This is a genomic window from Candidatus Melainabacteria bacterium RIFOXYA2_FULL_32_9 (assembly GCA_001784615.1).
Classification (GTDB): Bacteria; Cyanobacteriota; Vampirovibrionia; order Gastranaerophilales; family UBA9579; genus UBA9579.
Map to the genome: position 1 here is coordinate 1 of MFRQ01000091.1, position 13,063 is coordinate 13,063.

General features: G+C 32.1%; 15 protein-coding genes. 11 read left to right on the forward strand and 4 right to left on the reverse strand.

Going from position 1 to position 13,063, the window contains the following annotated elements:
* Positions 1–121 precede the first annotated feature (121 nt).
* On the reverse strand, positions 122–538 hold the full coding sequence (locus tag A2255_04700) for a hypothetical protein (GenBank protein ID OGI19670.1): 417 nt from the start codon (positions 536–538) through the stop codon (positions 122–124).
* A gap of 163 nt (positions 539–701) precedes the next feature.
* Here A2255_04700 and A2255_04705 point away from each other — a divergent pair, with 163 nt between their 5' ends.
* The 6 genes from A2255_04705 (at position 702) to A2255_04730 (ending at position 6,345) form a co-directional block, all read left to right on the forward strand.
* Complete coding sequence (locus tag A2255_04705) at positions 702–1,781, forward strand: hypothetical protein (GenBank protein ID OGI19671.1); 1,080 nt, start codon at positions 702–704, stop codon at positions 1,779–1,781.
* A 13-nt stretch (positions 1,782–1,794) separates the two neighbouring features.
* Entirely contained in the window at positions 1,795–2,544 is a 750-nt protein-coding gene (locus A2255_04710; GenBank protein ID OGI19672.1) for a hypothetical protein, read from the forward strand.
* 18 nt (positions 2,545–2,562) lie between these two features.
* On the forward strand, positions 2,563–3,411 hold the full coding sequence (locus A2255_04715) for a bifunctional methylenetetrahydrofolate dehydrogenase/methenyltetrahydrofolate cyclohydrolase (GenBank protein ID OGI19673.1): 849 nt from the start codon (positions 2,563–2,565) through the stop codon (positions 3,409–3,411).
* A 149-nt stretch (positions 3,412–3,560) separates the two neighbouring features.
* Entirely contained in the window at positions 3,561–4,502 is a 942-nt protein-coding gene (locus A2255_04720; GenBank protein ID OGI19674.1) for a hypothetical protein, read from the forward strand.
* 310 nt (positions 4,503–4,812) lie between these two features.
* Positions 4,813–5,220, forward strand: a complete 408-nt coding sequence (locus tag A2255_04725) for a hypothetical protein (protein OGI19675.1) — start codon at positions 4,813–4,815, stop codon at positions 5,218–5,220.
* Positions 5,221–5,418: 198 nt separating this feature from the next.
* Positions 5,419–6,345 carry a UV damage repair endonuclease UvsE gene (locus A2255_04730; protein OGI19684.1) on the forward strand — a complete coding sequence of 309 codons (927 nt, stop codon included), beginning with the start codon at positions 5,419–5,421 and terminating at the stop codon, positions 6,343–6,345.
* 48 nt (positions 6,346–6,393) lie between these two features.
* Here A2255_04730 and A2255_04735 read toward each other — a convergent pair whose 3' ends face one another.
* Positions 6,394–6,696 (reverse strand): hypothetical protein, encoded by a 303-nt coding sequence (locus A2255_04735; protein OGI19676.1) that lies wholly within the window; start codon positions 6,694–6,696, stop codon positions 6,394–6,396.
* Between the two features lie 130 nt (positions 6,697–6,826).
* Positions 6,827–7,216 (reverse strand): hypothetical protein, encoded by a 390-nt coding sequence (locus A2255_04740; protein ID OGI19677.1) that lies wholly within the window; start codon positions 7,214–7,216, stop codon positions 6,827–6,829.
* A gap of 339 nt (positions 7,217–7,555) precedes the next feature.
* On the opposite strand from A2255_04740, the gene A2255_04745 reads away from it, so the two are divergent.
* The 5 genes from A2255_04745 (at position 7,556) to A2255_04765 (ending at position 11,522) form a co-directional block, all read left to right on the forward strand.
* Entirely contained in the window at positions 7,556–7,783 is a 228-nt protein-coding gene (locus A2255_04745) for a hypothetical protein (GenBank protein OGI19678.1), read from the forward strand.
* A gap of 474 nt (positions 7,784–8,257) precedes the next feature.
* Entirely contained in the window at positions 8,258–8,812 is a 555-nt protein-coding gene (locus A2255_04750; protein ID OGI19679.1) for a hypothetical protein, read from the forward strand.
* A gap of 122 nt (positions 8,813–8,934) precedes the next feature.
* A complete protein-coding gene (locus A2255_04755) occupies positions 8,935–9,618 on the forward strand; it encodes a peroxiredoxin (protein OGI19680.1) in 684 nt (227 codons plus the stop codon).
* Positions 9,619–9,843: 225 nt separating this feature from the next.
* Positions 9,844–10,770, forward strand: a complete 927-nt coding sequence (locus A2255_04760) for a cysteine synthase A (GenBank protein ID OGI19681.1) — start codon at positions 9,844–9,846, stop codon at positions 10,768–10,770.
* 77 nt (positions 10,771–10,847) lie between these two features.
* Complete coding sequence (locus A2255_04765; GenBank protein ID OGI19682.1) at positions 10,848–11,522, forward strand: serine O-acetyltransferase; 675 nt, start codon at positions 10,848–10,850, stop codon at positions 11,520–11,522.
* Between the two features lie 40 nt (positions 11,523–11,562).
* Here the strand turns inward: A2255_04765 and A2255_04770 are convergent, their stop codons facing one another.
* Positions 11,563–12,705 (reverse strand): hypothetical protein, encoded by a 1,143-nt coding sequence (locus A2255_04770; protein OGI19683.1) that lies wholly within the window; start codon positions 12,703–12,705, stop codon positions 11,563–11,565.
* Between the last annotated feature and the right edge of the window lie 358 nt (positions 12,706–13,063).

The following is a 13,063-nucleotide window of genomic DNA, read 5'->3' on the forward strand; positions in this document are numbered from 1 at the left end:
ACACTAGAAAATTTTATTCTGAATATGTTCTATATCACTTATTTTTATACCTTTACCAAACATTATTCTAGGCAAGCACTTAAAATCAATATCTTTTGAGAATTTATAATAATTCTAGCAATTATCTTATCTGGAAAGGGCATTTGGAGCATCTGGCTTTGGGATGCTGTACAAGATTGTCTTGAAGGTCAAGCATTTCAGCTAGCCTACAAATTAATTCTGATTTGCAGATAGGACAGATATTGCCGGAGAGCTGACCTGCCAGTATTCTTAACTTTAATTCTTCTATATAATCAGGAGATGGTTCGTTATTATGTATTTGAGGTTGTTTTTCGAGAGATTTTATTTTCTTGGTTTCAACTTTTAATCCTTTAGCTAGTTTTTGCCTTATTGATGTAGCTAAAAATAATTCCTGACCAGATTCTATTCTTTCAATAACAGAAATATCAAGATTCGATCTGTTTGAAAGGCCTTTTTGTGAAAGACCAATATCTTCTCTTGTTGATGATACAAATTCAGCTAAAGTTCTCTTTTCCATAAAGCTTTCTAGTGAAAATCAAAATATCTTAATAATAAACTGGCACATGAATATTATACATGTTAAATTATTTATAACCTATTTATAATTATGCACTGATGACTTAATCATTGTAAATAAAATAACCTGAGATCGAGCAGCTTTATTATAGAGGGAGGAAATTTTGAAAAATAATTTAAAGCTTTTGGCTACAGCAATAGGGAGTTTACCTCATACTAATCCTGAAGAAGCTGTTAATTTAATTTTTTCGTGTTTTCCTAATTCTCCTGTCCTGCCTACTTTAGCCCATATTAGTCCTAATGAGGGTATGACTGCTCAAGTTTCTGAAAATATTCCCGGCATTATATTTGATAAAGAAGATAATCGCTGGTATATAGATCAAGATGCAGAAGATTTTTATGAGAAATTAGAAGAATTTTATCTTGATTATGAAAGTATAGTTAGTGAGAAAAATTTTGATTTATTAGATAAATACGGTATTACAGAGGAATTTTCTTCAACAATTTCTTTATTTCTTGATAAAGTTAAAGAAAACAAGCCTAAAGCAGTAAAAGGACAAATAATTGGACCGTTTACCTATGGGACAACCTTGATTGATAGAGAAAAAAAATGTGCTTATTATGATGAAACCTTAAAAGAAATAGTTATTAAAGGACTAACATTAAAAGCATTATGGCTGGTTAAAAAATTCAAGGAAGCCTCTCCTGAAAGTGTTCCTGTTATTTTTATGGATGAACCAAGTATTTCTCAATACGGAACTTCTGCTTTTATTACAATTACCAAGCAGGATATTATTAGCAGCATTTCAGAAATTTCTTCCATTCTTAAAGAAAATGGAGCTCTTGTAGGGGTTCATTGTTGTGGTAAAACAGATTGGTCACTTATTACTCAAAGCGGCGTAGATATCCTTAACTTTGACGGGTTTTATTTTGCAGAAAGTTTGAGTTTATTTAGTAAAGAGTTGGGTGATTTTCTACAAAATGGTGGCTATATTGCCTGGGGCATGGTTCCAACTCTCGATGAGGATGCCCTTAAAGCTGCTACTGTTGATACTTTGGTTGATAAATTTGAAGAGGCAAAATCTTACTTAACTCATAAAGGTATTGCTGAAAATTTAGTAATTGAGTCGGCATTTATAACTCCCACGTGCGGAGCTGGCAGTTTAAGTGTGGATCTTGCAAATAGGGCAATGGTGTTGACTTCTGATCTAGCTAAAGCATTAAGAGAGAAATATCTGGGATAGGTAAATAATAAATATGACTGTATCTATTGCTATTATCGGTAAAAGTGGGAGTGGAAAGACAACCCTTACAAATTCATTATTAACTGCTTTACACGAGTCACATCCTGATAAGTCAATACTTCTTGTCGATAATGATTTAACCTGTGAGCTTGGATATACTTTTGGAATTGAAACAAAAGACACAATCTCTGAAATAAGATCAGGAAAATATAAATATAAAACCCAAATTCCTCCTAATATGTCAAAGCAGGAGTATATCGAATGGGCTTTACAGGATATGATTATTAACCTGTATGATGAAATTGATATTATTGCATCAGGGATGGTATCAACAAAAGATTGTAGTTGCTTTGCCGCAAATCAAATAAATGATGCTCTGGTTAAATTGTTTAAATCATATGATCTTGTTATTTTTGACTGTGAATATGATCTGGAATACTTATATCAACTCGTAGATTATCCTATTGATGTTACATTAATTGTAAGTGATACTTCTCTAACCTCTGTATATTCAGCGGAGAAAATTAAACAGTTATCTTTAAAATATTCCTCTCCGGGGCAATTGGGCCTTGTTCTTAATAAAGTAAAAAGCCGTCAGGTTCCAGAGAATGTCTCTCAGGTACTTAGTGAATATGATTTGAATGTACTCGGATTTTTGCCTTATGATGAGGAATTGGAGAATGATAATATAATTAGAGATTCAGAAGTTGTAATTGAGGCAGCAAAAGAGCTTTTATTCAGGTTAAATCTGCCACCTCTATAGTAAATTTAAGGAGAGATTATGGCTACTTTAATTCAAGGCAAAGAAGTTGCTCAAAAGATACGTGAAAATATCAAAAATGAAGTTGCTAATCTTGAAACTAAGCCTTCATTGGTAGTTATCATTGTTGGCAATAATCCTGCAAGTAAAGTATATGTTGGCATGAAAGAAAAAGCCGCTCAAGAAGTCGGTATAAATTCAACAACTATTCGACTTGATGAAAACATAAGCCAGCAAGAACTTGAAAATAAAATTGAAGAATTAAATCAGGATAAAGATGTAAATGCTATTTTAGTTCAATTACCGTTACCAAAGCATATTAATACTGATGAAATTATTGAGAAAATCTTGCCGGAAAAAGATGTAGATGGTTTTCACCCTGTTAATATGGGCAAATTAGTCACAGGATTAAAGCCTGATGCAGTACCATGTACTCCAGCTGGAGTAATGAAGCTTTTAGAAGAGTATAATATTGATATAGAGTCTAAAAATGCGGTGGTTATAGGCAGATCTAATATTGTCGGAAAGCCTGTATCAATATTATTACTTGATAAAAACGCCACGGTAACAATATGCCATAGTAGAACAAGAAATCTAAAAGATATAACAAGTCAGGCAGATATTCTTATAGCTGCTGTAGGCAGGCCTGAACTTATTAAAGGAGATTTCGTCAAAGAAGGTGCTGTCGTTATTGATGTAGGGGTAAACAGAACAGCTGATGGCAAACTTGTTGGCGATGTGGATTTTGATGAAGTTGAACCTAAAGCTGGTTATATAACACCGGTCCCAGGTGGAGTCGGTCCTATGACCATTGCAATGTTACTATCAAATACTTTAAATCTATATAAGAATCAGGTTAAACAATCGTAAATATCATATTATCGTAAGATGACTAAGAAACTATCCAAAAATAAAAAATGTATAATTGTCATTGCGAAGATTCCGAAGGAATCTGTGGCAATCTACCCATTTAACAATTAAAGGCTATTATCCAGATTCAAGATAAAAGGAGAAAAATAATGAAACTCATTGGAGAAAATATCCATATTATTTCTAAAAAAACCAGAACTGCTATAGAAGAAAGAGATAGCCAGTACATTCAGGAACTTGCTAAAAGACAGGTTGATGCTGGCATGGATTGGGTAGATTTAAATATTGGGCCAGCTAGGCGTAGTTCAGGTGAAGTTATGAAATGGTTAATTTCTACTATTCATGAAGTAACAAATCCTAATTTCTCCTTTGACACAACAAACATGATTGAGATGAGTGCAGGATTAAGCACTATATCTAATCCTCAAGATTGTATAGTTAATAGTGCAAGCGGTGATCCTGAAAGATTAGAGAATATGGTCAAGCTTGCAGCTGATTACAATTCTTATTTAATCGCTCTTACTATGAGTAATGAAACAGGTATTCCAAGAGATGCCGATGGCAGACTTGAAATTGCTGCTCTTATAGTTGACAAAGCAGCAGAGATGGGACTTGATAATACAAAAATTCTTATGGATCCACTTGTTTTGCCTGTAAGTGTAGATCAAGGACAGATACAGGAGGCCTTAAACTCTATAAGAGTGTTTAAAGAAAGTTTTGATCCGACTATTTTAACGACAATTGGTTTATCAAATGTGTCAAACGGTAGCCCTAAAGAAATTAGACCTATAATTAACAGGGTTTTTGCAGTAATGGCTATGGGATGTGGGCTTGATTCAGCTATAGTTGATGCTTTTGATACAGAATTAATTAGAATAAATAATGTAATAAATACCCAAACTCCTGAAAAAGATTCAGATAATCTGTTACTTGGCTTATACGGCATGATGCAGGAATTTGGCGAATTAGAAGATCTTTCTTATAATAAAGATAATCCTGAAGAGGAAATCATCTATAAGACAGCAAGAATATTACTAAATAAAAACATTTACGCTCATAATTATCTAGATGAAAATCTTGCCAGAGCATAATGTTCCTAATCATATTTATCAACATAGATATTTGTGCGAAGTTAACAAGTTCAGTGACGTAACAATATTCCTGTATCTAGTATATATATCGACAAATAATATGTTGTAATTCCCCGAATTGTCATCCTGAATGACATAGTCACTCATCCAAGTCATCAATCATTCCAGTAACACGCATTGTCATCCTGAGGAGCGACGTGAGGATCTTGCCAATTATGAACTAGCTTTTAAATGTAAAACGGATAGATTGCCACGGGCTAAAGCCCTCGCAATGACAGTTAGAGATTCCAGATAAAGAAGTAGTGATTATATGAATAAAAAACAGAAAATATTAATTGTAGATGACAGTTCGGAATGGTTAAGACATCATATAAGCTTGATCAGACGATTATTTGGTGAGGATTTTTTTGAAATAAACACTGCTACAAGTGGCAAGCAGGGATTTAATAAAGTTCTTCAGGAAAAAGACTATAATTTGGTTATTACCGATCTTGAAATGGAAAAAATATTCGATGAGAGTTATGCCGGAGTTTGGCTTGTTAAGAATTTACTTAACAGGGAAGAGACAGAAAATACCAAATTTCTAATAATTTCAGGAGCTTATAATGTCTGGAATATGGCTAATAGTTTAAAAGTAGATCATATAGAAAAAAGCTCGCTTCTTGATAATCCATTAATCCTGAAATATAAAATAGAAGAATTATTGAAATTAGCCTAAAAGAGAAGCCATATTATTTAAATTTATTTCATAATGCTTTATTACAATTAAAGTATTTAATTTATTGTGAGTTAAATAAAGTGTAGGGTGGGTATCTGATTTAAATAATTGGTTTTATATAATTATCTAACCACTTACCCACCGGCAACAATTATTAGACAAAATTAGTTTAATGATTACATGGATAAAATGATGATTATGAAGCATCGAATAGGATATGCCTGCATAAATACCTCAATATCAGCTACTACAAATAAAAGCTGTAAACTTGCTAATTGTACTCCTGAGAGGTTAAGGGAGCTAATTTATAGTAATCTTTCAGGATTGAAGGAAGTCATTGAGTGGAATTATCAGCATAATATTTTTCTTTACAGAATAAGCTCTGTTATTATCCCTTTTGCATCGCATCCTGTGAATACAGTTCCCTGGTGGGATGAGAATAAAAAACAATTTGATGAAATAGGAAGATTAATTAAGAAATACCGTATTCGGGTTTCCATGCATCCAGGACAGTTTGTTAATATTAATTCTCCTAATCCTGAAATCGTAAGACTATCAATTAAAGACCTTGAATGGCATGCCAAATTTCTTGATTCACTTGGAGTCGATTCTACTAACAGATTAATTATTCATGTAGGTGGAGTTTATGGAGATAAAACTAGTGCTATGGCTAGATTTATTCAGGTTTATAAGAATATTCCTGAAAATATCAGAGTTAGATTAAGTCTGGAAAATGATGATAAAAGCTATAATGTATGGGATGTACTGAATATTAGTGATCAGACAGGTATTCCTGTAGTATTCGATGTTTTGCATCATCAGGTAAAAAATACTAATCAGCCTGAAGACGATGATATCAGAACAATATTGGAGAAGTGTTTTTCTACCTGGAATGAGCAAACAGGAATTCCTAAAATCCATTATTCCAGTCAAAGGCCTGGTGCAAGACCAGGAGTACATGCTGATTCAATAAATATAGACGATTTTACAGAATTTTATTTCAGATTCAGGGATCTGGATTTTGATATTATGTTTGAAACTAAAGATAAGGATAAAAGTGTACTAGAAGCATTTAAGAGACTTCAGCTAGAATCAGCAAAGGGTTTTTATAATAAATCAGCTTAAATAAAAGAGCCCGATCCTAAAATCGAGCTCTTTATGTTTAAATTAAAACTAATTTTTTAATTCTTTTTCAAGTGATTTCTTTTGAATTTTATGCATTACACCATCAACAATAAGATCAAAAGACTTCATATCTTGAATCTTTGGAGAAAATTCTCTAACAAGAGACTGTTTTACAAGGTTTCTTAATTCTTCAATCTGGTTTTCCGGTTTTTTCTTGGCATCAGGACAGATATAATTAATATAATCTGATGTTAATTTAAAATCCTGCAGTTCTGTAAATAAAAACCATTTGACCTTTACTCCCAGACTTTTTAACCCATTCACGAATTTGATGTTCTTTAAGTTCTTCATACTAAAATGCTTCCTCTACTGCTCTTAAAAATTTCTTTAATGTTTCTTCTTTTTGATATTTGTTTTACCAATGTATTAAACTTCCGTGATTTTTAAAGTTTACCTATTTGAAGAGTTTTTTTTACAAAATTTAATCAACATGTGGATCGTCTATTTCTTCGTTGCTTTCCAGAGGAATATTCTGGTAAATAACTATGGTCACTACAGCTTCCTCATCTACTGTCTTATTATAGCTACTTGCTAAAAAGCTTATAACTTTAGATTTTTCTCTTAACGTGCTTTTATACATTGAAAGAATATCATCAGATAATTCTTTGATTTTAGCTATTCTCATTTCGTCTATAATCTTAGCTCTTCTGACGATTTTATGATTTACTCTGATATCGACTGCTTCGCCATTAACATAATAACCATTGTCATAATAAAGAGTACCTAATCTCAAAGCTATTTTAGGCCTATCCAGATCTTCGTTTATCACTTCATCATAAAATTCTTCTGGCCAGTTGATTGCTTTTGCCATTATTCTATCCCTTAGCCTATACACCCGGTATTTTTTCTATCTATATTAATTTAACATAAAATGCTGATATGGGCTATATTTGGGATATTTGTCAGTTACGTTTTTGGCAATATTCTTCTGTAGTTTGACTATATTTGTTTTATTTAAGATTTTAAAGAAACTTTATATTTAAACTCTTTGATCAAATATTTAAACCTTAATATTAGTGCCATTTAGAATTAATCTTAAATAATTTTAAGTTTATCCTAATTAATTATTGCCCTTGGAATAATTAATAGTGCATACTAGAAATCGCTGGTTCTCAGTTACTGATAAATTTTAATCTAAAAGGTGATTGGATTGGGTAAATGTAAGCAAAGATTAAGGGCTCGGGCAAAAAATGAGAAATATCAATTGAAGATGACCCGAGAAGAAGCTCTTTCCTTTGTTAGTAACGAATTATGTGATGACCCTTCCAGTATACCGGCCAGAAAGCTGATTACACTTTTTGGATTAAAAGCAGAAGAAATGTCAGAAGCCGGAGTAACTTATGAAGTATTAAGGTCGCTTGACGGCTTGATTAGCTAGAACTGGCAAGTCTCTTTTACTAATTCTTTTATCCTCCCTCTTGGGAGGATTTTTATTACCCGAATTGCTAAATCAGTAAAATGGTTTATATAACTGAATTAAAAATTCGGTAATGGTAAAAATTAAAGTGATAAATTTTTCCAGAGTCATAATCCAGCTAATCGTCGCACTGTCATTGCGAGGCAGCAAAGCTGCACCATTAAACTCTACAATCTTAGTCTTAATTACAGTGATTTATGAGTTATAAAAGGTGACTGTGTCACCAATCCAAATAATATTATTACTATCTTTTTTTGGATTGCTTCGTCACTCCATTGCATTTCGATCCTCACAATGACACTAGGAAAATTTGATTTCTGAATATGTCCTATATCACTTATTTTTATACCTCTACCAAAAATTCAAGTTTATTGCTCATTAAAAATGATAAAACATCTGAGTAATATCTGATATATTTATACTAGGAGCAAGTTAATGAAAAAATCTCAGATATTTCACGAATTTTTTATTTTAGGTGCAGTGTTATTTATTTTACTCCTATTAATTTTGTATAAATTAGGAGCTGAAAGAGTTTCCTGTTATATACAATTAGAGTATAACCTTAAAAAATCAACAATAATGTCTCAATATATTCCTGCTCCAATGACGTTTAAAGATAAATTACTGATTACAACTGAATATTTCAGTTATTATATTCCTGCAAATATCTGGGATTTGGCTGAACATCATGGAAGAATTCATGCGCAAAAAGAGATTTTATCGTCTGTTACACAAATAGAAAGTCAGATAAAAGCTCATAATATCAAGTATAATAAGAAATCTTATAACCGCTTTAAGAATTCCATCAATAATTACATAAATTGTATAAATGATTCTCAACTTCTAAAATCAGAAAGAAGGCTGGATAGAGACTTTACAAGCTTCAAAAAAAGCTTAAAGTCAAATAATAATACTGTCTCTGCTGAGGGAATAATACTTATTGAGAATCTTGTTGGCCAGATTAAAGAGTTAAACAATCATAATCAATAATTTATAATGCCTCTGAATTTTATTAACTCGAGTATTTAAATTTGAAACATTCGGGCAATGAAAATGGTATCCCTTTAATATCATTATGTTAAAAGTGTAGATAGTTTAAAGGGGATATCAAAATGGCAGAAAATTATGATAACTATGAATATGAAGAAACAATAGAAGTGTTCTTATGTCCACGTTTGGGAGAACCTGCTCCTGATTTTGAAGCAGATACTACTCACGGTAAAATTAAGTTTTCAGAATATAATAAAGGCCACTGGGTTATATTATTTTCTCATCCTGCTGATTTTACTCCTGTTTGTACAACTGAATTTGCAGCCTTTGCCGATAAACAGGACGAGTTTGAAAAAAGAAATGTTAAATTGTTAGGTCTTAGTATTGATAGTGTTTATTCTCACATAGCCTGGGTGAAAACCATTGAAGAAAAATTTGAAGTAAAAATTAAATTTCCCATTATAGCTGATCTTTTAATGGATGTAGCTCATAAATATGGTATGATTCATCCGGCTATTAGTGAAGTTCATGCAGTAAGAACAGTTTTTATTATTGATCCTGATGGTATTTTAAAAGCTAGTATATCTTATCCATCAAGTGTCGGAAGAAATATTAACGAGATAATCAGAATGATTGATGCTCTACAGTTAGTAGAAAAGGAAAAAGTGGCAACACCTGCAAACTGGAAACCAGGTGAGAACGTAATAGTTCCACCTCCAAAAACACAGGAAGAAGCAGATAAAGTTAATCCGGAACAATATGAAGAATGTGTTGACTGGTTCCTCTGCAAGAAAAAAGTCTCTTAACTTTAAAGAATCAAGTATAAAAGATAGCAGAAATTCTGCTATCTTTTATTTATGAAATTATCCAATTGAAATAGAAGGTTTTTTTTCTTATCCTATATAAGGACAGCGGAAAAATCATTAAAGATTTTTATAGCCTGCTTCTTATAACCAGCTATTAAACAAGTAATAAAAAATACTTACGCATTTTTTATTACTTGTTTAAAGAATCAAGATAGGAATTATTTTATGAAAATTGCCCTGAACATTACAGAATTAATCGGAAATACTCCTTTAGTCTACCTAAATAAGATTACGGAAGGTTGTAAAGCCAGAATAGCTGCAAAACTGGAGTCATTTAATCCTGCGAATTCAGTTAAAGACCGTATTGGTTTAGCTATGATAGAAGCAGCTGAGAGAGAAGGAAAGATTGAACCTGGTAAAACTACATTAATTGAGCCCACAAGTGGAAATACTGGAATTGGGTTAGCTCTTGCAAGTGCAGTTAAAGGGTATAAGCTAATCCTTACAATGCCTGAAACTATGAGCATAGAGAGAAGAAAGTTATTAAAAGCTTATGGGGCTGAATTAGTTCTGACTTCAGGACAGCTTGGAATGAATGGCGCTATAGAAAAAGCCTGTCAGTTGGCTAGCGAAATAGAAAATTCATATATGCTGAATCAGTTTGGCAATCCTGCAAATCCTGAAATCCATAGAAAAACCACAGCAGAAGAAATATGGCATGATACCGATGGAAAAGTTGATATTTTAGTTGCAGGAGTTGGAACAGGTGGTACAATAACTGGAATTAGTCAGGTTATTAAGGATCGAAAGCCTGAATTTAAAGTTGTAGCAGTAGAGCCTGCAAAAAGTCCTGTTTTATCAGATGGAAAGCCTGGACCTCATAAAATTCAGGGAATTGGAGCAGGATTTATCCCTGAAATACTTGATCGCTCAATTATAGATGAGATTATTCAGGTCAATGATGAAGATGCGATGGAAACAGCTAGAAATTTAGCAAAAAAAGAAGGAATACTCTGTGGCATCTCTTCAGGTGCCGCTGTATACGCTGCACTTCAGGAAGCTAAAAAAGATGAAAATGCAGGAAAGTTAATAGTAGTCATATTACCTGACTCTGGTGAAAGATACTTGAGCACACCATTATTTGAAGAATAATTAATAAATTATTATTAATACAAGCAATTAAATTATCAGCAGCTAAAATAAACATGGAACTCGAAATTGGAGATAGCATGTTTTTACAAAGAATAAAAGAAGATATTCAGACCATATATGAGAAAGACCCAGCAGCAACAAATATAATTGAGGTTTTATGCTGTTATCCGGGATTTCATGCGCTTTTAATGCATAGGGTAGCTCATAAATTATATAAATGGAAATTACCTGTAATTCCCAGATTAATGTCCAATATATCTAGGTTTCTTACTGGAATAGAAATTCATCCCGGTGCCCAGATAGGCAGGAGATTCTTTATAGATCATGGACTTGGAGTTGTAATCGGTGAAACTACGATAATTGGGGATGACGTTTTAATTTATCAAGGTGTTACACTTGGCGGTACAGGAAAAGAATATGGCAAGCGCCACCCAACTTTAAAAAATAATGTGGTAGTTGGCTCAGGTGCAAAAGTATTAGGAAATATCACCCTTGGTAATAATGTTAGAGTTGGTGCCGGTTCTGTAGTTATATCAGATGTTCCTGATGATTCGACTGTAGTAGGAGTACCAGGAAAAGTGGTTATTCAAAAAGGTGAAAAAATAAGCCCATTACAACATAACATTATCCCTGATCCCGTAGTGGATGCTTTAAATAAATTAACTGATGAAGTTAAAGATCTTAAAGCTTTGGTGTTAAGCTATCAAGGCAATCATAAAGAAGAAAGCCAGGACGAATATCCAGAAGCTTAGTCGTCCCTGCATCTCAGTATTTTTGGGACTTGTTTTCTGGCTATATATAATCATATTCATTGAGATTATTCTGGAGAATCTCTTTGCTAGGTTTTCTCAACAAATCTAGTAGGAATTTAGGAGTAATATTGTTATAGATATGGCTAATATGAGATATAGCTGAATTGTTACGTGTTATTTTATAATTTAAAGATAAATTATCAGTCCATTCTAGTTTATATCTATCTTTACCCCTTAAGAAATCAAAATATTTAAAATTATTTTCAAAAGCATATTTTAATAACTCATTTATTAGCAACTTTAACGGAGAATACATATCATAATCAGGATCAAATGCTGCATTCCAAAGAAACATTTTATCTTTGCTAAGTAATGCTAGGTCATAAGCCACAACTTCTCCATTACATACAGCATAAGCCAATAACGTATTCTCAGAATTAGTTGAACAGAAATAATCTCTTATAAAATTCTTTTTTGTCTTATCTACAAAATAACAAAATCTTTTATTATCACCCTTTTTATAGAGAAATACCTGCCTTTTTAGACTTATTTTCGATATAACTTCAATATCTTTTTCTGTTATTTCATTTTTAAATATGTATTCAAGATTAATTCCGTGTTTTCGGACTTTTCCTTGCCTGAACTTAATACTTCCTTTAAGATTTTTATTCATTTTTTTATAAAAATCATCATAGGACGCAAAATTAGTAAGAAGAATTCTTGGACATTCCTGATTAGAAACAAATTCCAATTTTAAATTTTCTGTATATTTTTGCCATAAAGTAAAATTTGGATATTTAGAATTAAGTTGTCCCAATTCTAAGAAGTCATAATCAATCTTATTAATTATATAATTAATAAGCTGCTCAAATGTTTCTTCCTTGTACTCACTATCCAGTAAAAAATCAAGATAATCAGATAAATTTTCGCCAAGAAAGCATAGTTTCTTAAAAGGCAACACCTTTAAAACTCGTATATTTTTGATGTAAATGGGAGCTATACCTGTTATCCTGCTATTTTTCTCAGCTACAAGTATTTTAAGATTATTTTTACCTTTAAAGTACTGCCACCATTTATACATCCAGTCAAAATCATTAAATGGAGATAAACCAATCGCTAATCTATTCCAATCCTCTTTTATCTCTAAAAATTCCTGCTCATTTTCAATTGCTCTGATACGCATATATAAGATGTTCCTACTATTTGAACTAAATCTACTACAAATTATTATTATTATTAATTCTCATAAAAGAAAATAAACAGTTGACTAATTTATTGGGATGATACAAGAAATTGCCTGTATAAGGAGGAAAGAAAAAACACTTACTGATGTCATGCCGGACGTGTTCCGGCATCTATACAGTTATAACTTAGAGTTGAAACGTGGTTAGATCCCGAAATAAATTCGGGATGACATTTATAATTTTATGTAAAAACTTTTTCTTGCTTCCTTAGAGCCTTGTATGATGAATCCAGTTAATTAGGTAAAATATTTGAGTGGTTAAGGAATGTTTGAACGGATAAAGATTGTTTAGAGCCTC